Origin of the sequence: Mesorhizobium sp. WSM4906 (assembly GCF_029674625.1) — a bacterium.
GTDB lineage: Bacteria > Pseudomonadota > Alphaproteobacteria > Rhizobiales > Rhizobiaceae > Mesorhizobium.
This window is the reverse complement of the sequence record NZ_CP121355.1, coordinates 4302126-4327805: the sequence shown is the minus strand read 5'-3', so window position 1 is coordinate 4327805 and position 25680 is coordinate 4302126. Positions and strand designations below refer to the sequence as shown.

The following is a 25680-nucleotide window of genomic DNA, read 5'->3' as shown; positions in this document are numbered from 1 at the left end:
TCCTGGATGATCCCGCAGGCCGGGACGTGCCGCCTGGGCTTCATGCCGGCGCCGAATCAGCGCAACCATTTCGCCCATGCAAATCGGACGCGTAAAGCCGGCTTCCCAGCTCCACGCGTCGCGTGTCTGTTCAGTCTACATAAAACCGATTCTTGGTCCACGCAAGTGGCAAGTGTTCCGCTTTATGTTCTAGCGCCGCCTCGGAACCATCCAGTCGTTCCGTCCCGGCTATGCGGGCCTTATGCCCCAGTTTTTGCTATATGGCAAGCCACCCGGCGGTTTTCAACGGCAGGGCGCTCTCATCTTCGGCCCGCCATTTAAGGAATGGCACGGGCAGCAGAGCTCGAACCAACGTCCTGCGACGGCAGTTCACAGTGACCGGCGAAGCACGTCCGCTCTACCGGATTCCCGGCCTCCCGAGTTGACGACCGCCCCGATGAGCGCTCCGCATAGAAAGCGCACATATCGTCGGAGGAACAGTCGCACGGGTGTCTATCCATTCCCGTTATAGGACGTATAGCGACAATCGATTTTAATGATGGGTAGGAGTTGCATATCCGTTTGCAAGCGGGGCGGGACTGAATGTTGCCCCGAAAAACTTCCGGAAGGGCGACGTAATGCGCACGATGCAAACTCTCATTCTCTCGGCAACTGCAACCGCGATGCTATTTCTTGCGGAACCAACGAACGCTGGCGTCCAAGGCAAGGACCAAGGCTCAATTCAAGCTGACAGCATGACCGGTATCCCCGCCGGCTTTCAATCCCAATTCGCTGACGTTGATGGCGTGCGCATTCACTACGTGATCGGCGGGAAAGGATCGCCGATTCTGCTCATCCATGGGTGGCCGGAGGATTGGCACGAGTGGCGTAAAATGATGCCTCACCTTGCAACGAAGCACACCGTTATTGCCGTCGACTTACGCGGATTCGGAGAATCACAAATCGCATCATCGGGATATGACCGCAAGACGCTTGCCGAAGATCTTTTCCAGTTGATGACGAGGCTTGACTATTCACGAGCAACTGTAGTCGGCCATGATTGGGGTGCTGCCGTAGCCTATGCCTACGCCGCTATCCACCGCGATGCTGTTGACAAGCTTATAATCGCGGAGGGTGCGCCCGACGGCCCCTGGACCACGAAACAGTTCGCTCCCCTTATTCACAACCCATTGTGGTTCTTTGGTTTCTTTGAGATCCCCGACTTCGCTGAAAAGGTTCTCGTGGGACACGAGAAAGAATTCTTAGAATGGTTCTACCGCAATAGAGGATTCCACATCGTTCCTGGCAGCTTCTCAGAAGCAGTCATCACCTATTATGAAAACAGCTACGCACGGCCCGGCCGGCTGGCGACAAGTCTTCAACTCTATCGGACGATTGATCGCGATATCGCTGACAACACCGAATTGTCGCGAACGCCGCTAACTATTCCAGTTTTAGCCATTGGAGCCAAGTATGGACTGGGATCTATGGTGGCGGAAAGCATGCGACAAGTGGCGCGCTCGGTAGCGCCGGTTATGATGGAGAATACGGGTCACTTCATCCCCGACGAACGGCCCGAAGCCTTCTCCCACATTATTGAAACGTTTTTGGGTAGCGGCACTACGCCCGACGATTGGTCGCCGAATTAATCGAAGCGACATCAAATGCCAAAGCGGTCCCTGCAGGCATGGTCGGTGTGCTGCACTCAACTCCAACTCAAGCGCTAAATCACCTGTAAATTAACTCAGCAATCCGCGTTCAGCCAAGGAGACACGTATGAGTATCAACACGCAGACCTGGGTCGCCGTCCTTGATATAATCGCCTTGACCCCGGAAGAATACGACGCCATCCTTCGAAAGATGGATGTGGAACACACACCGGCGCCGGACATCTACTTGCACATTGCAGCCCCTCTCGACGGCGGAGCAGGCCTTCGCGTCATCGAACTGTGGAGCAGCAAGGACGGCTTCGAGTCCTTTATCCAAGAACGTATGCTTCCCTCAGCGCGGGCGTTGGGGTTGCAGCGAGAGACAACCGTGACGGTGACCCCGCTTCTCAATGCCTTTGCACCTCGCGCTTCGGAGATCACGGCGCTTGCGCAAACGCGTGTGAAGTGAGGACTATTCGTAGTGATTGTTGCCGGCCGCAGCGATTTTAGCCGGCAACGATCGCGAGAGGAAGGGGTGACCGTTTACGCCCCCGACCCGTCTGCGCGACGGCGATTGCATCTCTAGCAGGACCTTCGTTGAGGCGCCGTGCTCGACACCACATCCACCCCTTCCCTGCCCCAAGCCCGGTCTTAACGACGCTGAGACATCAAATGCGCCAGCGTTTCGTCGAGAACCGCAGATCGCCCGCTCTCCGCAATGGCTTCGAACGGTCTCTTAGGGTGCTTCAGCGCGTTGTGCCGTTCCCAGCGCTTGTTGGCGGAGCCAGAGATTGGCCGGGTCGTGGTGATGCCGCGCGTGCCAAGCCATATGCATGGCGAAACCCGGAACAAGAAACGGTAGCTCAAAGCACTCACAGTCATCGTCGAGAGCGCGGACGAACCGGGTCGGCATTGTGCAGACATAATCCGTGGTGCGAAGCACGGGTGGCACTAGGGTAAAACTGGGCAAAGATAAGACGACACGCCGGCTGCGATCGGTTTCAGCCAGAACTTTATCGACTCTCCCCTCGAACCCGCCTCCATCCAGGGAAACTAGAATGTGATCCAACGCACAGTAGGCATCGAGGTCCGGCCGCCGATCACCTCGAGGATGGAATTTGCGCTGCACCATCGAATAGGTTTCGTCATAAAGGCGACGGCTTTTCAGCATCGGTGGAACCATGCTCGGAGGTGCGATGAGGAGATCGATCTCGTCTCGGTCGACCTGTTCCGTTGACCCGGTGCCATCAAGCAGGTGAAAGGCCAGGCGAATCCCTGAGCCAGCCTCGGTTTGTAGTCGCCGCAACAGCGGCAAGCCGATCACTACGACGCCATTGTCTGTCGTTGCGATCCGAAAATCGCGGATATCATTTAGCGCGTCGAAGCGAGGCCGACGCCGGACCAAAACCTCCAGGTCCTTAAGGGCGGCGTGGAGAGGCTCGACCAGTTCGAGCGCCAGAGCTGTCGGATCCATTCCGCGTCCGTTATCTGCAGGGATAAGAAGCGGATCCTCGAATGCTTGTCGGAGCCGGCTGAGTTGGGCGGATAGCGCTGGCTGGCTCAAATTAAGCCGTGCGGCCGCACGTGTGACATTTCGCTCTTTCAGCAATACGTCAAGCGATACGAGGAGGTTGAGGTCGATTCCCTTGATATCCATCGTGCTTATATGTTAGGCGCCATAAATCAGTTTCGAATATGCCACAGCGTATTCGATTCTCAAGTGTGCGCGATGGACAGTGCCAGCCCGGCCGAAACGACTTCGGGCTGAGAAACGTGCTGTCAGCCATCGCGCATGCGCGCGGCTTGTGCAAGAGATGTGTGAGGCTGACTTCGGCAACTCGGCGATCAAGGTGATCGCCAGATGCCTTATCCTTTGAAGGAATGGCACGGGCAGCAGGGCTCGAACCTACGACCTGCGGTTTTGGAGACCGCCGCTCTACCAACTGAGCTATGCCCGTACACGCGCTTCAGCGCAGGCGCTTCCTAAAAGCTTCCACGCGCTCTGTAAAGAGCAGTCAGCTGCAGTTTCATATGCTTTGCCAGAAATCCGGATTTTCCCGTGTCGCCGGCAAAGGATCGGACTGAGAAGTCCGGCCCCGTTCACGATTTCGCGGCTGGCGGCTTGTACGGTCCGCCGGGCACGCCCCAGCCCCAGGCGGGCATCGGCTCGGTCTCCGGATCGCAGGTTTCGCCGAGATTGGAATTCATCTTCGCCAGCCGCGATCCCCATTCGACATAGCCCATGAAGGCGGAACGGAATTCGGGTCGTCGGGCAGGCCGACCTCGTCGGCCGCGTCGGCCAGCAGGTTGATCCAGCGCCGCCGCTGCTCCTCGCTCAGATGCTTGCCGAGGTGATGCATGACCATTTCGCGGTGGCCGCCATGCTTTTCGCTGTATGTCTTCGGTCCGCCGAAGACCTCGCCGATGAAGTCGGCGACATGCGCCGGATGATCGGGTGACATATGCTTGAAGACCGGGCCGACGATCGGGTCCAGCGCCACCTTGTCGTAGAAGGTGCGCGTCAGCCGGTTGAGCGCTTCCGCGCCGCCGGCCCATTCGAACAAAGTCGGGATGTCCTCGCTCATCGCCGATCCTCCTTCATCGGTAGCACGGAAGGATAGCGGCAAGATCGGATTCGGCTCAACCTGCCTCCATGGCCAGTTGTCGCATCCGCTACAGCTTCGCCGACGCCTCCGCAGCGGCGTTGGCTGCCGGCAAAACCCGGCAGTTGTCGGGCTTCGGCGACGATTTGCAGATGGTGGCGCCCGTCAACGCGTCCACCGATTGGCGCCCGGTCGTCAATCCGAACTCCGCCAATTCGTCCTGACTGAGCTCCCTGTGCTTGGCATATTGGGCCGACTGCATCGCGACGAACAAGCCGGAGCCGATCGCCATCTCCTCGAGATACGCCCTGACCTTGTCTTCCATGCCCATGGAGTGCACGAGGAAATGCACATCGGCACCGACGAAGCGCCTTGTGCCGCCGGCGATCATAACCGCGCAGGCCGCGTCGCATTCGGCGCCGGCATCGACGGTGAGGCCGGTATGGAGGTCCTTGGCGCCGCACCCCACAGCGCCAGGATCGCAATCGAGGAAATCCGTCCGGGCGACCGCGACATCCAACCCGCGCTCACGGATGAGCCTGCCGGCGGCGAGCGCGCCCTGCACGTCGCCGCCCGGCGAGTTGACCACGAGAGGCAGCCTGCGCCCTCCGACCGTGTCGAGCAGCTCGCGCAGCCTGTCGGGCGTGCCGGCTGCAATTACCCCTTCCGCCGAAATCCATTCCGGGCAATCGGGATTGCAGAGCGGATTGCTGCCGCGAACCAGCACGAAGCGCATGTCCTGTTCTGGTCTGGACGATGATGCAGTCTCTGTCGGTTGAGGGCCTGCCGGCTTGATCTCGACGCTCGCGACCGCCACCGGCGTGCCGTTCGTCGGTATTTCGCGGCAGTTCGCCGGCGCGGGATTGCGTCGACAAATGGTCTTCTCGGTCAGAAGATCCAGCGAATCGAGGCTGGTGACGAGCTTCATCTCCAGCATGTCATCGGGCTCGATCTGCCTTATGTCGCTCGCCGGCGTGACCTTCATCACGTCCAGCACGCCTTGTTCGATACCCATTTCCTTGAGATAACCCGCCAGACGCTTCTCGACCGCCTTGCTCATCTCATAAGTCTTGTAGCTGCCGGCATTCTTGCGGCTGACGATCTTGGTACTGAGGACCTTCTTCTTGCCGTTCACGATCTTGTAGGTCGTACGGTACAGCAGCTTTTCTCGCCGGTAAGTGGTGGTAATCTGATGGACCCCGAGATAGGCCCATTCGCCCACGACGCGGCGGACGCCACCGGCAAACATCAGCGGACAGGCCGAGTTGCACATGGCGCCGCTGTCATGGGCGATACCCAAATAGGGGGCGATACCCAAATAGGGGGCGGCCTTGCCGTCATCGTCCCGGCAATTCTTCATCTGCGGCGAGCAGCCGGAAAACTCCGTCGTGCCCACGGCGATGTCGAGCTTGGCCTTGCGGATCGCGCGGCCGAGCTGGAGCGCCGCGTCGACATTGCCGCCAGGAGAATTGACGACGATCGGCAGTTGTCGGCCGCCGAGCGTCTTCAAGAGGCGCTTGAACAGCGCCGGCGTGCCGGCCTCGATGGTGCCTTCCGCCGAAATCCACTCCGGGCAATTGGGCTCGCAGCCAGGCGCGCTGCTGCGCACGACGGCAAAGCGCATCGTCGGACCGAGATCGGGCGCCTCATCCTTGGCCTCCGCGACGAAGCCGGCCAGGCCGATCGCGGCGGCCAACCCCAGGCGCAAGAACCCGCGCCACCACCGAATGCTGTCTGAACGGCTTTCCCGAACCACGCTTGCAAAGCCCCCACGGGTACAACCCATACTAGTTGCGGCGATGCCGCTTGCAAACAGCTTTGAAAGGCGTGGCGTAACACTTCGCCTTCGGAGCGCCGGAGACGAAAAAGGGCGGCCCGAAGACCGCCCTCTCCTGTCGAACCGGCAAATGCCGGATCGATTACTCTTTGATGGTGACGACGATGCCGGCACCGACGGTGCGGCCGCCTTCACGGATGGCGAAGCGCAGCTTCTCTTCCATGGCGATCGGCACGATCAGCTCGACGTCGACGGTGATGTTGTCGCCAGGCATCACCATCTCGGTGCCGGCCGGCAGCGTCACGATGCCCGTCACGTCGGTGGTGCGGAAGTAGAACTGCGGACGGTAGTTGGTGAAGAACGGCGTGTGACGGCCACCCTCGTCCTTGGTCAGGATGTAGGCTTCGGCCGTGAACTTCTTGTGCGGCTTCACCGAACCGGGCTTGGCCAGAACCTGGCCGCGCTCAACGCCCTCGCGGTCGATGCCGCGCAGCAGCGCGCCGATGTTGTCGCCGGCCTGACCCTGGTCGAGCAGCTTGCGGAACATCTCGACGCCCGTGCAGGTCGTCTTGGCCGTCGGACGGATGCCGACGATCTCCAGCTCCTCGCCGACCTTGACCACGCCGCGCTCGACGCGGCCGGTCACGACCGTGCCGCGGCCCGAGATCGAGAACACGTCCTCGATCGGCATCAGGAACGGCTTGTCCAGCGGACGCACCGGCGTCGGGATGTAGGCGTCGACCTGGGCCATCAGCTCGCGGATGGCATCCTCGCCGATGGTCTTGTTGGAATCCTCAAGCGCCGCCAGCGCCGAGCCCTTGACGATCGGAATGTCGTCGCCGGGGAACTCGTTCTTGGTCAGAAGCTCGCGAACCTCGAGCTCGACCAGCTCGAGCAGCTCGGCGTCGTCGACCTGGTCGACCTTGTTCAAAAACACCACGATCGAGGGCACGCCGACCTGGCGGGCAAGCAGGATGTGCTCGCGCGTCTGCGGCATCGGGCCGTCGGCAGCCGAGACCACCAGGATCGCGCCGTCCATCTGGGCAGCACCGGTGATCATGTTCTTCACATAGTCGGCGTGGCCGGGGCAGTCGACGTGGGCATAGTGACGGTTGGCCGTCTCGTACTCCACGTGCGCCGTCGAAATGGTGATGCCGCGCGCCTTCTCTTCCGGCGCCGCGTCGATCTGGTCATAGCGCTTGTATTCGCCAAAATACTTCGTGATCGCCGCCGTCAGCGACGTCTTGCCATGATCGACGTGACCGATCGTGCCAATGTTCACATGCGGCTTGGTGCGCTCGAATTTACCTTTTGCCATAGTCTCTTTCCTTGGGCGGCCTTTGACCTTCAGTTCAGTCGAATGCGGGGCGATTAGCGACAACGGCCGCAAAACACAAGTACCTTGTGGCTGAGCGTTCTCGCACTCGACCCGAACCAACGATCCGATTTCAGGGGAATGGCCAGGATATAGGATTGCCGTCGACGAATTCAAACGGGCGTGGTTCCGTGTTTCGGCACCCTCATCGACAGCTTGCCGAGGGCAGCTCGATCGGTCGAAGCTGGCCCATTGCCGCCGCGACACACCTCTGATTTCTTCGGCGAATGCAGTTCATTCCGGCAAATATCCGTGGTCCGCTGTTCATGATCGTCTCGACGGGGTCCTACCTCGTCAACGACACGATGATGAAGCTCGCGACCGCCGGACTGCCGCCCTACGAGGTGCTGTTGCTGCGTGGCGCGGCAGCGACGTTGTGGGGCATGCCGCTGCTGTTCATGTTGGGTTATGGCAGGCAGATCCCGTTGCTTTTCGAGCGCAAGGTGCTGCGCCGGAACATTTGCGAGCTGGCCGCGATCCTTTGCTACGTCGTGGCCTTAGCCAACATGCAGATCGCCGATTCGACGGCGCTCGGGCAGATCACGCCGCTCCTCGTGCTGGTCGGATCCTCGCTGCTGTTCGGCGAGAAGATCGGCGCCGCACGCATGGCGCTGATCGGCGTCGGCTTCGTCGGCGCCGTCATGGTGGCGCAGCCGACGATGCAAGGCATTTCCATCTACGCCTTGCTGGCGCTCGGCAACGCGGCCATGGCAGCGGCGCGCGACCTCGCCGGACGCAAGGTTGGCGCCGAGGTGCCCGGCATGATCGTGGCCATCTCCGCAGTCGTGGTCGTGCTGGCCGGCTCAGGCATCGCGCATCTCGTTTCCGAGCAGTGGGTGGTGCCGGAGGGCCGGCATCTCCTGCTCATCGCAGGCGCCGGCCTGTTCCTTATCTTCGGCCACTTCTTCATCTTCATGGCCTATCGCGTCGGGCCGACGAGCGCGGTCGCGCCCTTCTATTATTGCTTCACCGTCTGGGCGGTGATTTCCGGCTTGCTGGTGTTCGGGCAGTTCCCGAACGCGCTCGCCGTCTGCGGCATCCTACTGGTGATCGGCAGCGGCCTTGCCATCGTGTCGCTCGATGAAAGGCGCCGGCGGCTGGCGGTGGTCGCCTGAGGCTGCCCGATCCGTAGAGCCGGCCGCCCTACCCACTTTCCGGCGGGCGCCGGGCAAGATCGCTGGCCAATGCGCCGCCATGCGATCGCGCGCGGCGACCGGCCAAGACATGATGATCGCCCGCAGCCGGAAGGGCGGTCAGCCTAACCGCCTACAGCGTGCGCTTGCCGCTGATCTGGTGATAGGCCCAGAGCACGACGACGGAGCCGATGACAGCGACGATCAGGCTCCAGATGTTGAGGCCGGTGACGCCCGAGGCGCCGAAGGCGCTGAAGATCACCCCGCCGACGATGGCGCCGACGATGCCGAGCACGATGTCCATGATCATGCCCTGGCCGGTCTTGTTGACGATCTTGCTGCCGATGAAGCCGGCGATGACGCCGAGAATGATCCAGCTGATGATGCCCATCTCTTCCCTCCAATCCCCGCCGTGCCAATCATTTTCATATGATTGTCAAAAGCTCAAGACAGCTTGAAATTCCCCCCGGTTGCGCCATTCTGGCGCCGGGGCGGACTTGATAGGAGATCCACGATGGGCCTTTTCGACAACGCCGTCCCCGGCGGCAACATCACCAAACCCCTGATGATTGCGCTCGGCGCGCTGCTGGTCGGCAAGATGCTGAGCGGCAGGAGCGAGGAACAGCCGGCCGCTCCGCAAGCCCCCGCGCCGACACCGGCGGATACCGATGCATCCGCCGATGGCGGCCTGCTCGGCGGGTTGGGCGGCCTGCTCGACAAGCTGAAGGATGCCGGCCACGGCAACGCCGCCGATTCCTGGGTCGGCACCGGCCAGAACCAGCCGATCAACGCCAACGATCTCGGCTCAGCACTCGGGCCGGCGGTGATCCGCGAGATCGCGCAGCGGACGGGCATGAACGAGCAGGAGCTGCTGCAGCAATTGTCGGTCGCGCTGCCGGGCGTCGTCGACAAGCTGACGCCGAACGGCCAGATTCCACAGCATCATCAGGTCGCCTCGGCCTTCAACAGCTAGGCGGCCGGACCGAAACGAAACGTGCTGCGCGCGATGGGCGCGCGGCATTTTTCTTTCGTGAGAGTGGAGGTCTGGAGCGGGTAGCGGGAATCGAACCCGCATATTCAGCTTGGAAGGCTGCTGCTCTACCACTGAGCTATACCCGCGCCTTACACTGAAGTACCGGATTCACCCGAAAAGCGCCATGCATTTTCGGTCCGAGACTTTTTCGTTTCAGGGCTTCCGGGCCGGCAGTGGTGGAGAGGGTTGGATTCGAACCAACGTAGGCTAAGCCAACGGATTTACAGTCCGTCCCCTTTAACCACTCGGGCACCTCTCCAGTCTGCCGCCGGAGCCATGCAACGAGGCATTCACACCGATCCGGAGCCCGAGTAAATATCTTCTCCGAAATCAGCGATGCGCCTTATGGCGGCAAGGCCGGTGGGTGTCAACCGGCGTGACCAGGGTTTTTCGAGGATGTTCGGTATTCGTCGTGGCAGCCCATATCCTTAGCCGGACGGGACGGCTATAGAGGCCGGCATGAGCGACAACAAAAGCAATAAGCCGGGCACGCGCAAGGATACCCACTACGCCAAACTGAGGCGCGCGCATCGCGACCAGAAGGCCGGCGGCGCGCCGGCGTCCCGGCCGCGCCAGCCGGTGCCGGCGGGCGAAGGTCCCGCCGACGGACTGGTGCGGCTTTATGGCCTGCACACGGTGCGGGCGGCGCTCGACAATCCGCGGCGCAAGATCAGAAAGATGCTGGTGACGCGCAACGCCGCCGAGCGTCTGGCGATCGGCGATCTTGCCGCCCTGCCCTTCGCGGCCGAGCAGGTCGAGCCGAAGGATATCGACAGGATCACCGGCTCGGACGCTGTACATCAGGGCGTGATGATCGAGGCCGAGCCGCTGAAGCCCAAGCGCCTGGACGCACTTGGCGACACCAAGCTGGTGCTGGTGCTCGACCAGGTCACCGATCCGCACAATGTCGGCGCGATCCTGCGTTCGGCGGTCGCCTTCGGCGCCGGTGCGCTGATCACCACGGCCCGCCACAGCCCGCAGGAATCGGGCGTGCTGGCGAAATCGGCTTCCGGCGCGCTGGAGCATATCGACCAGATCGAGGTGAAGAACCTGGCCGACGCGCTCGGCCAATTGCACGAGGCCGGCTTCCAGACGATCGGGCTCGATTCCGAGGGGCCGGCCGAGCTCGAAAAGAGCTTCGCGGGAGAAAAAATCGCGCTTGTGCTGGGGGCGGAAGGCAAGGGCCTGCGCCAGAAGACGCGCGAGACGGTGACGACGCTCGCCCGCCTCGACATGCCGGGCGCGATCCGCTCACTCAATGTGTCGAACGCGGCGGCGGTGAGCCTTTACGCGGCGAGGAGATTCTTAGCGAATAGCGAATAGCGAATAGCGAATAGCGAATAGCGAATAGCGAATAGGCGGAACACTGCGGGCTGCCGGCCTGCAATCCCTATTCGCTACTCCCTATTCGCTATTTGCTAGGCCACGTCGTGGCCCGCCATCCTCTCCAGCGCCCTGACCAGCGCCGAGTGATCCTCCTTGGCCCCGCCATTGGCGGCGCAGGAATTGAACAGTTGCTGCGTGGTCGAGGTGTTGGGCAGCGCAACACCCAGCGCCTTGGCGCCTTCCAGCGCCAGGTTGAGGTCCTTCTGGTGCAGTTCGATGCGGAAGCCGGGCGCGAAGGTGCGCTTGATCATGCGCTCGCCATGCACTTCGAGGATGCGGGAGGCGGCGAGCCCGCCCATCAGCGCCTGGCGAACCTTGGCCGGATCGGCGCCGGCCTTCGAGGCGAAGACAAGGGCCTCGCCGACCGCCTCGATGGTGAGCGCCACCACGATCTGGTTAGCGACCTTGGTGGTCTGACCGACGCCGTTCGGCCCGACGAGCGTGATGTTCTTGCCCATCTTCTCGAAGACAGGCCTGGCGCGTTCGAAGGCCTTCTCCTCGCCGCCGACCATGATGGTGAGCGAGGCCGCCTTGGCGCCGACCTCGCCGCCGGACACCGGCGCGTCAAGATAATCGCAGCCGAGATCGTTGATTTTTTTGGCGAATTCCTTGGTGGCGATAGGCGAGATCGAGCTCATGTCGATGACGAGCTTGCCCTTCGACAAACCTGAAGCGACGCCGTTCTCACCGAACAGCACATCGGCCACCTGCGGCGTGTCGGGCACCATGGTGATGACGATGTCGGCGGCCTTGGCCACGGCATTGTGGCCGGTCACGGTCTTCAGCCCTTTGGCGACGAGATCGGCTGGCGGCTTCGAGCGATGGTCGCTGGCGACGACCGGATAGCCGGCATCGAGCAGGTGCCCCGCCATCGGCGCGCCCATGATGCCCAGTCCGATGAAGCCGATCGTTTCCATTTGTTTGCTCCTTTGTCCGATTATTTCAGAGGCTAGCGCTGCCCCTCATCCGCCTGCCGGCACCTTCTCCCCGTATAGTGACGGGGAGAAGGACGCGCTCCAGCGCCGGCGCCCCCTCTCCCCGTCCTTCACGGGGAGAGGGTAAGGGTGAGGGGCAGCGCCGGCCGTTCTCGGAAATCGCCTACGCCGCCGCACTCCCCTGCCCGGCAAACCCTCGGAACCAGCCGAGCCCGGCCTCGGTGCCGGCTTTCGGCTTGTATTCGGCGCCGATCCAGCCGGAATAGCCGAGGCGGTCGATATGCTCGTAGAGGAAGGGATAGTTGATCTCGCCCGTCCCAGGCTCGTGACGGCCGGGATTGTCCGCAAGCTGGATATGCGCGATGCGGCCGAGGTTTGCCTCGATGGTACGGGCGAGATCCCCCTCCATGATCTGCATGTGATAGATGTCGTATTGCAGGAACAGGTTCTTCGAGCCGATGCGGTCGATCAGCTCCAGCGCCTGGTCCGTATGGCTCAGGAAGAAGCCAGGGATGTCGCGGGTGTTGATCGGCTCGATCAGCAATTTGATGCCGGCCTGCTCCAGTTTTTCGGCCGCGAATGCGAGGTTCTCGGCAAAGACATTCTCCAGCACCGCGCGATCGGCACCCTGCGGCGCGATGCCGGCGAGGCAGTTGATCTGCTCGCAGCCCAGCGCGTGTGCATAAGAGATCGCCTTGGCGACGCCCTGGCGGAACTCCGGCACCCGGTCGGGCAGCGCGGCGATGCCGCGCTCGCCCTTCGCCCAGTCGCCGACCGGCAGGTTGAACAGAACCTGTGTCAGGCCGTTCTTCTTGAGGCGCGCGGCGACGACGTCGGGCGCATGGTCGTAGGGTCCGATATATTCCACGCCCTTGAAGCCGGCGCGGGCGGCGGCATCGAAGCGATCGAGGAACTCGTGCTCGCCGAAGAGCATCGAGAGATTGGCTGAAAAACGCGGCATTCTTCTTCTCCTTCTTTCCGCCGGACCTAATCCAACATCATGATGGCCGTCGGGGCATCTTCGTTGCGTTCGGCAAGCTCCTCGAATTCGGTGATCTTGTCGATTTCCGTGCCCATGGAAATGTTGGTGACGCGCTCGAGGATGAATTCGAGAACGACCGGAACCTGATGCTCCTTCATCAGCCGCTGCGCCTCCTTGAAGGCGCCGGCAAACTCTTCCGGCTTGCGCACCCGAACCGCCTTGCAGCCCATCGCCTCGGCGACCGCGACATGGTCGACGCCGTAGCCGGCCTCGGGATCGTTTGCGCGGTTGACGTTCTCGAAGGCGAGGCTCACCTCGTAGTCCATCGAAAAGCCGCGCTGCGCCTGGCGGATGAGGCCGAGATAGGCGTTGTTCACGACGACGTGGATGTAGGGCAGCTTATGCTGCGCGCCGACCGCCAGTTCCTCGATCATGAACTGGAAGTCGTAGTCGCCGGAGAGCGCGACGATGGCGCGATCCGGATCGGCGGCGCGCACGCCGAGCGCGGCCGGCAGCGTCCAGCCGAGCGGGCCGGCCTGGCCGCAATTGATCCAGTTGCGCGGCTTGTAGACATGCAGGAACTGCGCGCCGGCGATCTGCGACAGGCCGATGGTGGTGACATAGGTTGTGTCGCGGGCGAAAGCCTTGTTCATCTCCTCATAGACGCGCTGCGGCTTCAGCGGCACCTGCTCGAAATGCGTCTTGCGCTTCATGGTCTTCTTGCGCTGCTGGCATTCCTTGGCCCAGCCCGACCAGTCGCGCAGCTTGCCGGCCGTGCGCCACTCGGTGGCGACGTCGAGCAGGATCTTCAGCGCCGCGCCCGCGTCCGAGACGATGCCGAGGTCCGGCGCGAAGACGCGGCCAATCTGAGTGGGCTCGATATCGACATGGATGAACTTCTTCCCCCTGGTGTAGACGTCGACCGAGCCGGTGTGGCGGTTGGCCCAGCGGTTGCCGATGCCGAAGACGAAATCGGCTTCAAGCATCGTCGCATTGCCGTAGCGGTGCGAGGTCTGCAGGCCGCACATGCCGGCCATCAGCCGATGGTCGTCGGGGATCGAACCCCAGCCCATCAGCGTCGGGATGACGGGTACCCCTGTGACCTCGGCGAACTCGATCAGCAGATCGGAGGCATCAGCATTGATGATGCCGCCGCCGGCGACGATCAGCGGCTTTTCCGCCTGGTTGAGCATCGAAAGCGCCTTCTCGGCCTGGGCGCGCGTCATCGCCGGCTTGAAGACCGACAGCGGCTCATAGGCGTCGATGTCGAACTCGATCTCGGCAAGCTGCACGTCGAGCGGCAGGTCGATCAGAACGGGTCCCGGTCGCGAGGAGCGCATCAGGTGGAACGCCTTCTGCAGCGCCATCGGCACCAGGTAGGGCTCCATGACGGTGACCGCCCATTTGGTGACGGGTGCGGCGATCGCAGCGATGTCGACGGCCTGGAAATCCTCCTTGTTGAGGCGCGCGCGGGGGGCTTGGCCGGTGATGCACAAGATCGGAATGGAATCCGCCGATGCCGAGTAGAGGCCGGTGATCATGTCGGTGCCGGCAGGTCCTGACGTGCCGATGCAGAGCCCGATATTGCCGGCCTTGGCGCGGGTAAAACCTTCGGCCATGTGCGAGGCGCCCTCGACGTGGCGGGCGAGAACATGGCGGATGGTGCCGCGCGCCTTCAACGCCGAATAGAGCGGATTGATCGCCGCGCCCGGCACACCGAAGGCATTGGTGATGCCTTCCTTTTCGAGAACGAGAACCGCAGCGTCGACAGCGCGCATCCTGGCCATGTCCAGCCTCCATTTCGTTGGTTGGCTTGAGAATGCCAGCGCGCTCCTGATTTTTCAATTTTTTCAGAATATTTTTTCATTTCTAGAAAACGGCTCTTAGCCGCTGATTCCACTCTTCTTTTTGTTTTCCAGGAAATCGTTCCGGGAAGCGGTGAAAAACTTTTTCATTGTGCTTGGCAGGAATTCGGCCAGAATGCGGGGCATGGAAACCATGGAAAAGCGCCAGCGCGGCCGGCCGCGCGCTTTCAACGGGCCGTCGGAGGCAGCCTCGGTGCAGTCGCTCGACCGGGCGCTTCGCATCCTGGCGATCGTCGCCGACGCCAGCGGCCTCTCCCTGAGCGAGATCGCGGCGCGCAGCGGCATTGCCGCCTCCACCGCCTACCGCATGCTGACGACGCTGGAAAACCACGGCATGGTCGAGTTCGATACGACCGACCAACTCTGGTCGATCGGCGTCGAGACCTACCGCATGGGTGCGGCCTTCCTGCGCCGCAGAAAACTGGTCGACCGCGCTCGCATCGTCATGCAGGAACTGATGGAAAAGACCGGCGAGACCGCCAATCTCGGTGTCGCCGAGGACGATTGCGTGGTCTTCGTCAGCCAGGTCGAGACGCATCAGGCGATCCGCGCCTTCTTCCGGCCGGGCACGCGCAGCTCATTCCATGCTTCCGGCATCGGCAAGGCGGTGCTGGCGCATCTCGAGCCGGACCGCGTCGCGGCCATCCTGCGCAAGGCGGGCCTGCAGCGCTACACCGACAAGACGCTGTCCGACATTTCGGCGCTGGCGCACGATCTGGCGACCATCAAGCATCGCGGCTGGTCGGTGGACGACGAGGAACGCCATCCCGGCATGCGCTGCGTGGCCGCAGCGATCTTCAACGAGTTCGGCGAGCCGATCGGCGGCGTTTCCGTTTCCGGACCGACGGTGCGGGTGACGCCGGAGCGCGTGGCCGAGATCGGCCCGCTGGTGCGGGAGGCCGCGGCCGAGGTGACCAAGATGATCGGCGGTGTGAAGGCGTACTAGAGCAATTCCAGGAAAAGTGTGTAACGGTTTTCCGTCCGGAATTGCGTAAAAACAAATAGCTAGAGCAGTTCAGCGTTTCCGTGAAAGCGATGAACTGCTCTACGAGGCGCCCGGCAAGGCGCTCTTGGCCGCTATGTCGAAAAAATCGAGCAGGATCGCCAGCCCGACGCCGCTGGCCGTGAAGACGAGGCCGGTGATGAAGATGCGGTTGGCGCGCGCATAGATCGACCGCTGCAGCGACTTCGTGTCGAGCAGCATGGCCAGCGCCCGCATCTGCAGGGCAATGCCGATCAGGATCGGCACCACGGCGACCAGATGATAGGTTTGCCAGGGGATCGGGTTTGCCGCCCAATGGGTGATGAAGCCCAGCGAGAAAGCCAGCAGAATGCCGACGGTGGTGACCGTGCCGTTGCGAAAAACCGGCTCGATCAGATCTTCCTTCGGATCCCGCTCGTCCAACAGTCCCTCCCCGCCCTTTGCCGTTCATCGCCAGCTTAAACATTCGCAAAATTGCTGTACACCGTTGGCCGCTTGCCGCGGCATCCGAATGCATGCGAATGGGCATGGATGCGGAAAACGGTTCAACTTTTATCTGCCGCTTCACTTTGCGGATGCGTGGCGGCGGCACCCCGACCGGATGCCGGCGGCCAACGCGTCAATTCCGTTCCGGTCTCGCCCATTCCGATCTCCCTTGCCCTGGAGGAAATCATCACCACCGGCGTCCGCCAGCGCCTGCAGGACCCTTCGGCCGCCAAATTCGGGACGATGCTGGCCGGCGAGCGGACGCTGAATGGCCGTCGGGAGATCGTGGTCTGCGGCTATGTCAACGCCAGGCGCCCGTCCGGCGGCAATGGCGCCAGCGAGCCTTTCGTGGCCAAGATCTACCCGGACGCCGGAAGCAGCTTCGAACTCGTCGCGAAGGGTGACGATTCGCCGAACGCGCGGCTTGTCGTCGGCCAAGCCTGCCGGACGGCCGGACTGCCGATCCTAGACTCCGGCACGAAGACCTAGCTCTAAACGTCCGCTAAAACGAAAGAAAAGGGGCTGCGTGCAGCCCCTTTTCAGTGTTCCGGCTCCTGTCTTTAGAGTCTGCAATAGTGCGGATAGCCATCGCGGCCGATATAGGTGTCCGAGTCCGGATCGTAGCTCGCGTAGCGGGCCAGGCAGCGGCGGACATGCCAGGAACCGCCGCCATATTCGTCGACATAGACCGGCTGCGGCTGCGGCTGGGCAAGAAGGCTGCCGAGGACGAAACCGCCGACGCCGGCGGCGATGCCGATACCGATTTCGCGGTTGTGGTGATGGCTATGGGCGGCCGAGGGCTGGACGGTGCCGACGAGAGAGCCGGCGGCGACCGAGGTGGCGATAAGGGTGGAAACGAGTGTGCGCTTGAACATGACGATCTCCTTGGTTTCGTGACCGAGGCGATCCATCCGCCTCTTGACCGTCTGTCGTCGCGGCTCGGAAAAAGGTTCGGGATTTTTTTGCGAATAGCGAATAGCGAATAGCGAGTACGGCTGTTCGCGATCGGTGCCCCTATTCGCTACTCACTATTCCCTATTCGCTCCCCTCATCCCATCCCCGTGACGTGGCGCAGCCAGAAAGCGAGCACGATGAAGCCGACAAAGGTGGCGACGCCGGTCCAGTCGATGTTGGCTTTCTTCAGATCGCTGACGGCCTTCACCAGAAGAAGCCAAGTCACGACGATGAGCGGCAGGATGATGACGAATCTGATCATGCGGCACCCCGTTCGATGCGATTGCACCTGCACGGAGATGTAGGAAGCCCCTCGACGCTTTTCAGCATGCCGGCTAAGCCGCGCGGTCCATTAGCAACCCAAAACGGAGTTTTGTCTTTACTGGCGCACGAAATGTGCTACCGGAGCGCCGTGCCCTTGTAGCTCAGCTGGTAGAGCAGCGGTTTTGTAAACCGAAGGTCGCGGGTTCGATCCCTGCCGGGGGCACCATCCTTCGCTCTACGAGCTTCGGATGGCAGGCCACCCGAAGGTCGTTAGGTCCCCTGAAGCTTTGGCGGAGGCGGACGGTTCAATTCAGCGCCGCAAGACAAATTAAGTGACATGCGAACAGGTCGGGGCAACCTACAAGGCCGTTGCAACTTCGCCGGCGGCTGTTCCACCGAACGTGTTCCTTACCCTCACCGACTTGAACACATAGGCAACCCAAATCCCGGTCAGAACAAATCCGGCGATAGGTGCGACCAGCGCATCTTTCGCGAGAACCTGACTGAGTGGTGCGCCCAGAATCGTGGAGGTCCAAACAGCGTCGAGCGCGAACACAAATGGGATGGCGATCCACTGATAAAGGAACAGCCGCTTGAAACGAGGGCTCCGCCGCAGCATTGCGACAAGAACAACCAATTGCAGCAGTGTAAACCCCAGCAACAGTACGATTTCGCCACAGACGGCCAAAGGGCCATTGGGCAGCGTCATGAGCTGCTGGTAACCCTCGCTTGAGGAAAACAGCTCGGCCAGCGTGCGGAATGGCGCCAAGGTCTGGCCGATTGCCAGCAGCATCAGCCATCCTCCAAATCCCACCAAGTCGCCTGGATTCTGCGACGGCTTGGCCGCCGAGCGGACGGCAAAGAAAACAGGCACGCCGACCAGCAGCAGCACGATTGCCCAATGCCAGATGGAAAATTGCATCCAACCCCTCCATTAGAATGCCCTTATGGGTTGTAACAGATTTACGTTTCAACTCAAGAGGCAATCTCGGGGAGTAAGGCGCCTTCGCGGTCCAGGTAGCGAAGGCCACCCGATAGCCGAAACCAGAACAGGCTTCGGACTTGGCGCTGCCGGCGAGACCGTCGCCCCTATATTTCCGGCAGGATGCTATTCCGGCAGGATTGCCCCCATGTCGCGCACACTGATCGTCGCTGGTCTCTGCATAGTTGCCGTGGGCCTGCTGTGGCCATGGGTGACCAGGATCGGCCTCGGCAGGTTGCCTGGTGATATCGTGATCGAGCGCGAAAACTTCAGGCTCTACGTTCCCATCACCACGGGAATACTGATCAGCGTCGTGGTCTCGGCCATCCTATGGCTGATCAACCGTTAGGGGCGCTTCGGCTGCAGTTAGCCTTTCCCCTCGCGCTCGATCGCCTCACGCCCCGATCGCCGCCACCAATATCCGGTTCTGCCGCCGTATCGCCGCGCGCAGCTCCGGTATCGTCGAGGCGACAGGTGTTTGAGCTGAAACCAATCGCAACGCTGTAGGCCGCCCAGATGGCAGCGGCGTAAGCCATTGGCAACTTGCAGAAAGATCGACCGAAATCGGTTCCCGGCAGTCTCGCGCAATCGGCTGTGCGAACCTTGTTTGCCGTTTTCAAAACCTCCGGCGCGACGGGCATTGGAGTTTCCCCCTCAGATGTGTTTAGTCATCGAAGGGCAACGTCGAATGAAGGGCGTGAGGTGGCTGTGAAAAGCCGCGTGAAAATCGCGAAAGAAATCGAAAATCAGAGCAAATCGCGATGAGCTTGGCGCGGCTCGATCTGCTGGGCGGGTTTCGCCTGACGTCTCGGGAGGGAACGAGGCTAGAGGTGCCTGCCAGGAAGAACCGAGCGCTTCTGGGCGTTCTCGCCTTGGCGCCGAACCATGAGGCGACCCGCCAGAAGCTCGCCGGGCTCTTATGGGGTGATCGAGGCGAGGAGCAGGCCAGAAATAGCTTGCGGCAGGCCTTGGCTTCTATCCGTAAGGATTTTGGCGATCTGGAAGCTGATACTCTGGTTCTGATCGGAGATCGCGTCGCACTCAGTCCAAGGCACATTTCGGTCGACGTAACCGAGTTCATCGCTGCCTCCGCAAGCCGCGATACCGCCGGGCTCCGGCAAGCGGCCGATCTCTATGCCGGGCCGTTCCTTGACGGCCTAGGTTCGACCGACAACGTCTTAGAAGACTGGCTGCGCGACGTCCGCGCCGACTTGTTGGCCCGAGCAATTCGTGTGTTCGAGTCCCTTGCAGCATCGGTGAGCGGTAGCGAGCGCGTCGTGGCGGCCGAGCGGCTGGTGGCCCTAGACCCCCTACGCGAACAGTCACACATTGCCTTGGTTCAGGCCCATGTCTCCATGGGCCAGACAGCTCTTGCCATCAAGCAGTATGAGGCATGTAAGCTGTTGCTGAAGCGCGAGTTGAGCGTGGAACCGGGCGACCAACTTCAGCAATTGCGCCGCGTCCTGGACGAGACGTCGATCATGCAATCCGGTGACGGTACCCCGAGCCAAAGCCCGGTGATTGCTATTCTTCCCTTCGAGAACATGAGCGGCGATTCCGATCAGGACTATTTCAGCGACGGGATTACGGAGGATATCATTACCGAACTGGGCAGATTTGGTGAACTTCACGTCATTGCCCGCAATTCATCCTTCACCTTCAAGGGCAGGGCTGCCGACACCTCGACCGTCGCGAAGCAGTTGTCCGCCGACTACCTTGTTCAAGGAAGCGTCCGCCGTGCCGGCAACCGGGTGCGAATTTCGTCCCAACTCATAGATGCAAGGTCCGACAATCAAATATGGGCGGATCGATTCGATCGGGAACTCGTCGACATTTTCGATCTTCAGGACGAGATTGCCAGAAGTGTTGCCACGATCGTGGTGGGAACGATCCGGATTTCAAGCGTAGAGAAAATACGGCGTGTTCCTATCACTCAACCCTACGAACTTTACCTGCAGGCGCTTGTTCGCTTCGTTCGCTATGATACGATCCTGGAAGCGGAGCCCTATCTCGTCAGGGCGATCGAACTCGACCCGAACGTCGCGTCAATCCGTGCCATGATGGCGATTGTACTTTCGACAAGATGGCTGCTCGACGCGAATCCGCACAATCGAGAATTACTCGAGGCGGCTTTGGCTCATGGTCGCAGCGCCCTCAAACTCGGACCGCAACAGGCGTGGTGCCATAAGGCGGTGGCTCACCCGCTCATGTTCCTGGGACAACTCGACGAGGCTCTTGCCCACCTGGACCAGGGCGTGAGCCTCAATCCCAATGACATCTGGGTTCGAGCAATCCGCGGTTTGTGCCGCAGCTATATCGGTCAGCACGCGGAAGGGTTGTCCGATCTTGACGCATGTGTTGCCCGTGATCCGCTGACCTACGATTGGTTCTGGGACGTGCGTGGGCAGATTCTTTTGGTTCTCGGGCGCTATTCGGAGGCAATAAAGTCCTACCGCAATCTCAACTCCTACTCATTCTGGTCATACGCGTTTCTGGCAGTTTGCCATTTGCGGGAGGGCGATGTCGCTCTCGCTGCCGATGCAGTCAGGCAATGCCTGGCAGCCAAGCCCAGCGTAACCGTCAGCGCCGTTCTCATAGATCCGTATCGTGACCCGAAAATCCTTGAGGGCCTTCGGAAGGACCGTCTTGCTCTCGGCATACCCGACGGGTGAAGTCGCAATGCTCGACCCGGTTCTCCGCCCGCAACCGCCATGCGTCAATCGACGAAAGCTCTGGTACGCGAAAGGAATGCTCCCTGCGCGGAGGGCGCGTCAGTGAGGAATAGCATTGCCTGCTCCTGACGCACTCACACCCCAATCGCCGCCACCACTATCCTATTCTGCCTTCGTATCGCCGCGCGCAGCTCCGGTATTCTCGCCTCGTCGCGCTTCACGAACTCGATGAACATCATGTTCATGTTGTTGAAGATCAGCTCGCCCACCGCCGGCCCGTCTATGTCGGCGCGCACGAGACCGATCTCCTGCAGGCGGGCGATCAAGGCGCGGATCTGTTCGGTGAGCGCGCGGTCTAGCGCCGTATAAGCCTGACCGAAAGGACTGTCCGGCAATTGCGTCGAAATCGCCATCGCCTGCCGCCACATCTCCTTGCTGAGATAGTTGAGCGAGTGCTCGATATAGATGCCGATCAGCGTGTCCAGAGCATCGCCGACATTGGCGGGCGGACTGGCGACCACCCCTCGCCCGGCATTCAGCACCTCGTTGACCTCCATCGACACGATCGCGCCGAGGATGTCGCCCTTGTTCTGGTAGTAGTTGTAGATCGTGCCGATCGAGACCTCGGCCTGTGCTGCGATCGCCTCGATCTTGGCGCCCTCATAGCCGGCCTCGCGGAAAAGTTCCGTCGCCGCATCAATGATGCGGCGGTGCCGGTCCGCCTTCTGTCGTTCGCGCAATCCACTCATGTCGGCCTCTTTGCCACAAAATCATAATTGACTCAATTTTAGAATTGGTTCAAGTTTTCTCCAACAAGCCAGCAAGGCAGGGAGAACACTCGATGACCGTCAACGCCCGGACTCCGCTTTCCGCCCTGAAGTCCCGTCTCGGAGCCGCCTGCGCGGCGGCTGCGCTGCTCATCGCCGCGGGCGGCGCCGAGGCCGCCGATCTCAATGCGTTGATCTGGTGCGATCATTCCGATCCGGCGCTGCTGCAGCCCTTCGAGGCAGCCAACAACGTCAAGGTCAATGTCAAGGAGTTCGAGGGCACCGGCGCGGGGCTCGCCATCGTCGATCAATCGCAGCCAGGCGATTGGGACGTGATGGTGATCGATTCCATCGACGTGCCGCGCGGCGTCGAGAAAGGCCTGTTCGAGCCGCTGCCGGAGGACAAGCTGCCCTTTGCCGACCTCTTCCCCGAAGTGAAGATGGACAAGTCGACCATCGTCGACGGCAAGCGCTACGGCATCACCGAAAAATTCGGCTACAACACGATCGGCTTCAACAAGACCAAGGTCGATCCGGCCGACATGCAGTCTCTGGCCTCGCTCACCAGCGACAAATACAAGGGCAAGATCGCGATCTACGACTACTATCTGCCGGTGATCGGCATGGCGGCTCTGGCCATCGGCAAGAAGACCGCCGAGCTTACCGAGGCCGACCTGCCCGCCCTCAAGGCGGAGTTGCTCAAGATGAAGGCCAACGCCAAGCTGGTCGGCGAAGTCACCGCCAGCCAGACGGCTCTAGCCACCGGCGAGGTGGACGTCCTTGTCGGCGGCGGTGAATGGGTCACGGCGGGCCTCGCCAAGGAAAACCCGGCGCTCGACTTCTCTATCCCGAAGGAAGGCGCGGTGCTGTGGTCGCAGTCGCTCGCCATGTTCAAGGATTCCAAGAACAAGGACATGGCGCTGAAGTTCATCCAGTACATTCTGAGCCCGGAGGGCCAGGCGCGCCTTGCCACCTCCTCCTGCTACTGGGGCATGCCGGCGAACGAGAAGGCGGCGCTGACCGACGAGCAGAAGAAGATCCTGCGCTTCGACGAACAGCCAGGCTTCCTCGCCCGCGCCCAGGCCTATCCGGCGCCGAACGCCGACCTCGACAAGAAGATGCAGGACATGTGGACCGAAATGCTGCAGGCGCAGTGATCGGCCGATGAGCGTTTCCGGAAGCAATTCGCGTGCCCTGCCCTGGGCGCTGGTCACGCCGGCGCTGGTGTGGACGCTGCTGTTCTTCGTGCTGCCCTTCATCGCCATGGGGCTCTCGAGCCTCACGGCGCATGAAGGCGGCGGCTTCACTTTAGCCAACTACAGCCAGTTCTTCACCGATCCGTCCTACTGGCGGGCGATGGTGAACTCGCTGGAGGTGACGGCGATCGTCACCGGCATCTCGATCCTGCTCGCCTATCCATTCGCCTGGATACTGGCCGAAATGGTTCCGGAGCGCTGGCAGCGGCTGGCGCTGATGCTGGCCGTGCTGCCGTTCTGGACGTCCTATGTCGTGCGCTCCTATTCATGGCTGCTGGTGCTGGCGCAGAACGGCGTCATCAACCGGGCGCTCACCGGCATGGGGCTCACCGCCGAGCCGCTGCAGCTCGCCAACACGCGTTTCGCCACCGTCACCGGCTTCGTGCATTTCTTCGTCATGCTGTTGACGCTGACGATCTTCGCCAATCTCAAGCAGCTGAGCCCGAGCTACCGCAAGGCCGCCGCCGATCTCGGAGCCGGGCCGGTGCGCACCTTCCTGCACGTCGTGCTGCCGCTCACCCTGCCCGGCATCATGGTCGGCGCCTTCCTCACCTTCGTGCTCTGCATCGGCGACTACATCACGCCGCAGATCCTCGGCGGCAACAACGAGCTGGTCATGCCGCAACTGGTCATGATGCAGATCGGCCGGCGCGGCGATTTTCCGCTGGCATCGGCGCTGTCAATCATCCTGATGGCGGTCGTCACCATCGCCTACCTCGCCTGCGCGCGCTGGCTGAAGATCGAGCGGGCCTGACCATGCGCGCCGCCGTCCGCATCGCCGCCTGGCTCTACGCCATCGCCGTCTACGGCTTCATCTTCCTGCCGGTGGTCGTGCTGGTGCTGTTTTCGCTGCAGTCGACGTCCTTCCCGATCCCGCCCTTCACCGGCCCGTCGCTGCGCTGGTACCAGGCGGTGCTGTCCGATACGCGGCTCACCTCGGCGCTGGTCAATTCGCTGCTGGTGGCGGCGCTGTCCTCGTTCGCATCCGTCACGCTCGGCTTTCTCTCCGCCTGGGGCTTCGCGCGCTTCGTGCTGCCGGGCTCGGCCCTGCTGCGCGGCCTGATCACGCTGCCGCTCACCGTCAGCTATCTCATCATCGGCATGGGCCTGCTGGTGCTGTTCAACTGGGCCGGCGTGCCGAAATCGCTGCTCGCCGCCGGCATCGGCCATGTCGTGATCAACCTGCCGCTCTGCTTCGCCATCATCTACAGCCAGATGGGCGACCATCAGATCAACATCGAACGCGCCGCCCGCGACCTGGGTGCAGCCGAATGGAAGGTGCTGCTGATGATCACCGTGCCGGTGATGGCGCCGGCGATCTTCGCCGGCTTCTTCCTGTCGATGACCTTCTCCTGGGACGAGTTCGTCATCTCCTTCCTGCTCACGCGCTTCGAGACGACGCTTCCCGTGGAGATCTGGAACCTCTTGCGCTCCGGCCTCAATCCCAAGACCAACGCCGTCGGCTCGCTGGTCTTTGCCGTCTCCATCGTCCTGGTGGTGTTCTTCGAGCTGACGCTGCTGCGGAGAAAGCCGGCATGAGCGCGCCATTGGTCGACATCCGCGACGTATCGCACCGCTTCGGCCAACTCCCGGTGCTGAAGAACGTCTCGCTCGTGATCGAGCCCGGCAGCTACACGATCCTGCTCGGGCCATCGGGCTCCGGCAAGACGACGCTGCTTTCCATCCTCGGCGGCTTCGTCACGCCAAGCGAAGGCAAGGTGTTCATCCGCGGGCAGGACTGCACCTCCGTGCCGCCGGCCAAGCGCCCGACGACCACCGTCTTCCAGGATTACGCGCTGTTTCCGCATATGAGCGTCGGCACCAATGTCGGCTTCGGGTTGCGCATGCAAGGTGTCGACCGCGTGACGCGGGCCGCTAAGGCGCGCGAAGCGCTGGCGCTCGTCGGACTGGCGGCTGCTTTCGACAAGAAGCCGCATCAGCTCTCCGGCGGCCAGCGCCAGCGCGTGGCACTGGCCCGCGCGCTCGTCATTGAGCCGGCAGTGCTTTTGCTTGACGAACCGCTCGGCGCGCTCGATCTCAAATTGCGCCGGCAGATGCAGGACGAGCTGAAGGCGATCCAGAAGCGTGTCGGCACCGCCTTCGTACATGTCACGCACGACCAGGAAGAAGCGATGGCGCTCGCCGACCACTGCGTGGTGATGAATGACGGCCGCATCGAGGACGAAGGGCCGCCCGAGCGTGTCTATGCGCGGCCGAAGACGCGCTTCTCGGCCACCTTCATGGGCGAGAGCACCATCCTTGCCGGCAAGGCCGGCGACTGCCGGGATGGCCGCGTTACGGTCGCGACAAGGCTCGGCCCGATCTCGCTGCCCGGCACCTCTCCGGCAAGTGCTGCACTGGCGCTCGCCATCCGTCCCGAGCATCTCATCCTCGGTGATGGGAAAGGGGATGTCGCGCTCGGCACTGCCAGGGTCAGCGACGTCGTTTTCCAGGGCAGCTTCAAGCGCGTGCTGGCCACCTCGCTCCAGGATCGGGCGTTGCAATTCATTGCTAAGGTTCCTGCGTCGGCCACCGTCAACGCAGGCGACACAACAGCGGTTTCGTGCAACGCTCGAGACATCATCCTGCTGGCGGACTGA

At 61.9% G+C, this 25680-nt stretch carries 25 protein-coding genes, 4 tRNA genes and 1 pseudogene; 14 read left to right on the top strand and 16 right to left on the bottom strand.

The genetic code is table 11. The annotated features are described in order from the left end of the window. Positions 1-617 precede the first annotated feature (617 nt). Both QAZ22_RS20695 and QAZ22_RS20690 read left to right on the top strand, forming a co-directional pair. The gene (locus tag QAZ22_RS20695; RefSeq protein ID WP_278202596.1) at positions 618-1628 is read left to right on the top strand and encodes an alpha/beta hydrolase; all 1011 of its coding nucleotides are present in this window, start codon (positions 618-620) and stop codon (positions 1626-1628) included. 127 nt (positions 1629-1755) lie between these two features. Further along, positions 1756-2097 carry a hypothetical protein gene (locus QAZ22_RS20690; RefSeq protein ID WP_278202595.1) on the top strand — a complete coding sequence of 114 codons (342 nt, stop codon included), beginning with the start codon at positions 1756-1758 and terminating at the stop codon, positions 2095-2097. Positions 2098-2364: 267 nt separating this feature from the next. Here QAZ22_RS20690 and QAZ22_RS20685 read toward each other — a convergent pair whose 3' ends face one another. The 5 genes and pseudogenes from QAZ22_RS20685 to tuf all read right to left on the bottom strand — a co-directional run bounded on the left by QAZ22_RS20685 (position 2365) and on the right by tuf (position 7326). Next, positions 2365-3285: a LysR family transcriptional regulator gene (locus QAZ22_RS20685; protein WP_278202594.1), complete on the bottom strand. Its 921-nt coding sequence runs from the start codon at positions 3283-3285 to the stop codon at positions 2365-2367. 225 nt (positions 3286-3510) lie between these two features. Then, positions 3511-3586, bottom strand: a tRNA-Trp gene (locus tag QAZ22_RS20680). Positions 3587-3728: 142 nt separating this feature from the next. Beyond that, positions 3729-4213 (bottom strand): annotated as a pseudogene (locus QAZ22_RS20675) (group II truncated hemoglobin). Between the two features lie 88 nt (positions 4214-4301). Beyond that, positions 4302-5855 (bottom strand): hypothetical protein, encoded by a 1554-nt coding sequence (locus tag QAZ22_RS20670; protein WP_278207897.1) that lies wholly within the window; start codon positions 5853-5855, stop codon positions 4302-4304. Positions 5856-6150: 295 nt separating this feature from the next. Then, a complete protein-coding gene (gene tuf, locus QAZ22_RS20665; protein ID WP_278077423.1) occupies positions 6151-7326 on the bottom strand; it encodes an elongation factor Tu in 1176 nt (391 codons plus the stop codon). Between the two features lie 284 nt (positions 7327-7610). Between tuf and QAZ22_RS20660 the strand changes: the two genes are divergently transcribed. Then, positions 7611-8498, top strand: coding sequence for a DMT family transporter (locus QAZ22_RS20660; RefSeq protein ID WP_278202593.1), 888 nt, complete (start codon positions 7611-7613; stop codon positions 8496-8498). Between the two features lie 151 nt (positions 8499-8649). Here QAZ22_RS20660 and QAZ22_RS20655 read toward each other — a convergent pair whose 3' ends face one another. Then, positions 8650-8907, bottom strand: a complete 258-nt coding sequence (locus QAZ22_RS20655) for a GlsB/YeaQ/YmgE family stress response membrane protein (RefSeq protein ID WP_126094127.1) — start codon at positions 8905-8907, stop codon at positions 8650-8652. 123 nt (positions 8908-9030) lie between these two features. On the opposite strand from QAZ22_RS20655, the gene QAZ22_RS20650 reads away from it, so the two are divergent. Next, positions 9031-9489 (top strand): YidB family protein, encoded by a 459-nt coding sequence (locus tag QAZ22_RS20650; RefSeq protein ID WP_278202592.1) that lies wholly within the window; start codon positions 9031-9033, stop codon positions 9487-9489. 72 nt (positions 9490-9561) lie between these two features. Here QAZ22_RS20650 and QAZ22_RS20645 read toward each other — a convergent pair. Then, a tRNA-Gly gene (locus QAZ22_RS20645) sits at positions 9562-9635 on the bottom strand. A gap of 88 nt (positions 9636-9723) precedes the next feature. Further along, positions 9724-9808, bottom strand: a tRNA-Tyr gene (locus tag QAZ22_RS20640). A gap of 200 nt (positions 9809-10008) precedes the next feature. Here QAZ22_RS20640 and QAZ22_RS20635 point away from each other — a divergent pair. Next, positions 10009-10872 carry an RNA methyltransferase gene (locus tag QAZ22_RS20635; protein ID WP_278202591.1) on the top strand — a complete coding sequence of 288 codons (864 nt, stop codon included), beginning with the start codon at positions 10009-10011 and terminating at the stop codon, positions 10870-10872. A 95-nt stretch (positions 10873-10967) separates the two neighbouring features. Here the strand turns inward: QAZ22_RS20635 and QAZ22_RS20630 are convergent, their stop codons facing one another. The 3 genes from QAZ22_RS20630 to gcl all read right to left on the bottom strand — a co-directional run bounded on the left by QAZ22_RS20630 (position 10968) and on the right by gcl (position 14639). Then, a complete protein-coding gene (locus QAZ22_RS20630; protein ID WP_278202590.1) occupies positions 10968-11852 on the bottom strand; it encodes a 2-hydroxy-3-oxopropionate reductase in 885 nt (294 codons plus the stop codon). 181 nt (positions 11853-12033) lie between these two features. After that, entirely contained in the window at positions 12034-12831 is a 798-nt protein-coding gene (gene otnI / locus QAZ22_RS20625; protein ID WP_278202589.1) for a 2-oxo-tetronate isomerase, read from the bottom strand. 26 nt (positions 12832-12857) lie between these two features. Next, the gene (gcl, locus tag QAZ22_RS20620; RefSeq protein ID WP_278202588.1) at positions 12858-14639 is read right to left on the bottom strand and encodes a glyoxylate carboligase; all 1782 of its coding nucleotides are present in this window, start codon (positions 14637-14639) and stop codon (positions 12858-12860) included. 202 nt (positions 14640-14841) lie between these two features. On the opposite strand from gcl, the gene bhcR reads away from it, so the two are divergent. Then, positions 14842-15663, top strand: a complete 822-nt coding sequence (gene bhcR / locus QAZ22_RS20615; protein ID WP_278077450.1) for an HTH-type transcriptional regulator BhcR — start codon at positions 14842-14844, stop codon at positions 15661-15663. A 99-nt stretch (positions 15664-15762) separates the two neighbouring features. On the opposite strand, the gene QAZ22_RS20610 is transcribed toward bhcR, so the two are convergent. Further along, positions 15763-16122 (bottom strand): hypothetical protein, encoded by a 360-nt coding sequence (locus QAZ22_RS20610; RefSeq protein ID WP_278202587.1) that lies wholly within the window; start codon positions 16120-16122, stop codon positions 15763-15765. 156 nt (positions 16123-16278) lie between these two features. Here QAZ22_RS20610 and QAZ22_RS20605 point away from each other — a divergent pair, with 156 nt between their 5' ends. Further along, entirely contained in the window at positions 16279-16674 is a 396-nt protein-coding gene (locus tag QAZ22_RS20605) for a hypothetical protein (RefSeq protein ID WP_278202586.1), read from the top strand. A gap of 71 nt (positions 16675-16745) precedes the next feature. Here the strand turns inward: QAZ22_RS20605 and QAZ22_RS20600 are convergent, their stop codons facing one another. Beyond that, positions 16746-17060 (bottom strand): BA14K family protein, encoded by a 315-nt coding sequence (locus QAZ22_RS20600; RefSeq protein ID WP_278202585.1) that lies wholly within the window; start codon positions 17058-17060, stop codon positions 16746-16748. Between the two features lie 173 nt (positions 17061-17233). After that, positions 17234-17401, bottom strand: coding sequence for a hypothetical protein (locus QAZ22_RS20595; RefSeq protein WP_278202583.1), 168 nt, complete (start codon positions 17399-17401; stop codon positions 17234-17236). A gap of 152 nt (positions 17402-17553) precedes the next feature. On the opposite strand from QAZ22_RS20595, the gene QAZ22_RS20590 reads away from it, so the two are divergent. Next, positions 17554-17629, top strand: a tRNA-Thr gene (locus QAZ22_RS20590). Positions 17630-17761: 132 nt separating this feature from the next. Here QAZ22_RS20590 and QAZ22_RS20585 read toward each other — a convergent pair. Then, positions 17762-18325, bottom strand: a complete 564-nt coding sequence (locus QAZ22_RS20585; protein ID WP_278202582.1) for a DUF2569 family protein — start codon at positions 18323-18325, stop codon at positions 17762-17764. Positions 18326-18533: 208 nt separating this feature from the next. Here QAZ22_RS20585 and QAZ22_RS20580 point away from each other — a divergent pair, with 208 nt between their 5' ends. Both QAZ22_RS20580 and QAZ22_RS20575 read left to right on the top strand, forming a co-directional pair. Beyond that, positions 18534-18734 (top strand): DUF2905 domain-containing protein, encoded by a 201-nt coding sequence (locus QAZ22_RS20580; RefSeq protein WP_278202581.1) that lies wholly within the window; start codon positions 18534-18536, stop codon positions 18732-18734. 412 nt (positions 18735-19146) lie between these two features. Further along, positions 19147-21057 (top strand): BTAD domain-containing putative transcriptional regulator, encoded by a 1911-nt coding sequence (locus QAZ22_RS20575; RefSeq protein WP_278202580.1) that lies wholly within the window; start codon positions 19147-19149, stop codon positions 21055-21057. Positions 21058-21191: 134 nt separating this feature from the next. On the opposite strand, the gene QAZ22_RS20570 is transcribed toward QAZ22_RS20575, so the two are convergent. Further along, positions 21192-21806, bottom strand: a complete 615-nt coding sequence (locus QAZ22_RS20570; RefSeq protein WP_278202579.1) for a TetR/AcrR family transcriptional regulator — start codon at positions 21804-21806, stop codon at positions 21192-21194. A 92-nt stretch (positions 21807-21898) separates the two neighbouring features. Between QAZ22_RS20570 and QAZ22_RS20565 the strand changes: the two genes are divergently transcribed. From QAZ22_RS20565 to QAZ22_RS20550, 4 genes are read left to right on the top strand one after another with little or no spacing between them, the layout of a single operon-like run. Then, positions 21899-22981, top strand: a complete 1083-nt coding sequence (locus QAZ22_RS20565) for a spermidine/putrescine ABC transporter substrate-binding protein (RefSeq protein WP_278202578.1) — start codon at positions 21899-21901, stop codon at positions 22979-22981. A gap of 7 nt (positions 22982-22988) precedes the next feature. Continuing rightward, positions 22989-23834: an ABC transporter permease gene (locus QAZ22_RS20560; protein ID WP_278202577.1), complete on the top strand. Its 846-nt coding sequence runs from the start codon at positions 22989-22991 to the stop codon at positions 23832-23834. 2 nt (positions 23835-23836) lie between these two features. Further along, a complete protein-coding gene (locus tag QAZ22_RS20555) occupies positions 23837-24619 on the top strand; it encodes an ABC transporter permease (protein ID WP_278202576.1) in 783 nt (260 codons plus the stop codon). After that, positions 24616-25680, top strand: a complete 1065-nt coding sequence (locus QAZ22_RS20550) for an ABC transporter ATP-binding protein (protein WP_278202575.1) — start codon at positions 24616-24618, stop codon at positions 25678-25680. Before QAZ22_RS20555 ends, QAZ22_RS20550 begins: the two co-directional genes overlap by 4 nt.

Excerpts from the sequence above, each read along its gene's own strand:
- QAZ22_RS20685 (WP_278202594.1), bottom strand. The coding sequence starts at position 3,285 with ATGGATATCAAGGGAATCGACCTCAACCTCCTCGTATCGCTTGACGTA.
- QAZ22_RS20595 (WP_278202583.1), bottom strand. The coding sequence starts at position 17,401 with ATGATCAGATTCGTCATCATCCTGCCGCTCATCGTCGTGACTTGGCTT.
- bhcR (WP_278077450.1), top strand. The coding sequence starts at position 14,842 with ATGGAAACCATGGAAAAGCGCCAGCGCGGCCGGCCGCGCGCTTTCAAC.
- QAZ22_RS20650 (WP_278202592.1), top strand. The coding sequence starts at position 9,031 with ATGGGCCTTTTCGACAACGCCGTCCCCGGCGGCAACATCACCAAACCC.
- QAZ22_RS20670 (WP_278207897.1), bottom strand. The coding sequence starts at position 5,855 with ATGCGCTTTGCCGTCGTGCGCAGCAGCGCGCCTGGCTGCGAGCCCAAT.
- QAZ22_RS20635 (WP_278202591.1), top strand. The coding sequence starts at position 10,009 with ATGAGCGACAACAAAAGCAATAAGCCGGGCACGCGCAAGGATACCCAC.
- QAZ22_RS20555 (WP_278202576.1), top strand. The coding sequence starts at position 23,837 with ATGCGCGCCGCCGTCCGCATCGCCGCCTGGCTCTACGCCATCGCCGTC.
- QAZ22_RS20570 (WP_278202579.1), bottom strand. The coding sequence starts at position 21,806 with ATGAGTGGATTGCGCGAACGACAGAAGGCGGACCGGCACCGCCGCATC.
- gcl (WP_278202588.1), bottom strand. The coding sequence starts at position 14,639 with ATGGCCAGGATGCGCGCTGTCGACGCTGCGGTTCTCGTTCTCGAAAAG.
- tuf (WP_278077423.1), bottom strand. The coding sequence starts at position 7,326 with ATGGCAAAAGGTAAATTCGAGCGCACCAAGCCGCATGTGAACATTGGC.
- QAZ22_RS20560 (WP_278202577.1), top strand. The coding sequence starts at position 22,989 with ATGAGCGTTTCCGGAAGCAATTCGCGTGCCCTGCCCTGGGCGCTGGTC.
- QAZ22_RS20565 (WP_278202578.1), top strand. The coding sequence starts at position 21,899 with ATGACCGTCAACGCCCGGACTCCGCTTTCCGCCCTGAAGTCCCGTCTC.
- QAZ22_RS20575 (WP_278202580.1), top strand. The coding sequence starts at position 19,147 with ATGAGCTTGGCGCGGCTCGATCTGCTGGGCGGGTTTCGCCTGACGTCT.
- QAZ22_RS20695 (WP_278202596.1), top strand. The coding sequence starts at position 618 with ATGCGCACGATGCAAACTCTCATTCTCTCGGCAACTGCAACCGCGATG.
- otnI (WP_278202589.1), bottom strand. The coding sequence starts at position 12,831 with ATGCCGCGTTTTTCAGCCAATCTCTCGATGCTCTTCGGCGAGCACGAG.
- QAZ22_RS20550 (WP_278202575.1), top strand. The coding sequence starts at position 24,616 with ATGAGCGCGCCATTGGTCGACATCCGCGACGTATCGCACCGCTTCGGC.
- QAZ22_RS20600 (WP_278202585.1), bottom strand. The coding sequence starts at position 17,060 with ATGTTCAAGCGCACACTCGTTTCCACCCTTATCGCCACCTCGGTCGCC.
- QAZ22_RS20660 (WP_278202593.1), top strand. The coding sequence starts at position 7,611 with ATGCAGTTCATTCCGGCAAATATCCGTGGTCCGCTGTTCATGATCGTC.
- QAZ22_RS20585 (WP_278202582.1), bottom strand. The coding sequence starts at position 18,325 with ATGCAATTTTCCATCTGGCATTGGGCAATCGTGCTGCTGCTGGTCGGC.
- QAZ22_RS20630 (WP_278202590.1), bottom strand. The coding sequence starts at position 11,852 with ATGGAAACGATCGGCTTCATCGGACTGGGCATCATGGGCGCGCCGATG.
- QAZ22_RS20655 (WP_126094127.1), bottom strand. The coding sequence starts at position 8,907 with ATGGGCATCATCAGCTGGATCATTCTCGGCGTCATCGCCGGCTTCATC.
- QAZ22_RS20580 (WP_278202581.1), top strand. The coding sequence starts at position 18,534 with ATGTCGCGCACACTGATCGTCGCTGGTCTCTGCATAGTTGCCGTGGGC.
- QAZ22_RS20690 (WP_278202595.1), top strand. The coding sequence starts at position 1,756 with ATGAGTATCAACACGCAGACCTGGGTCGCCGTCCTTGATATAATCGCC.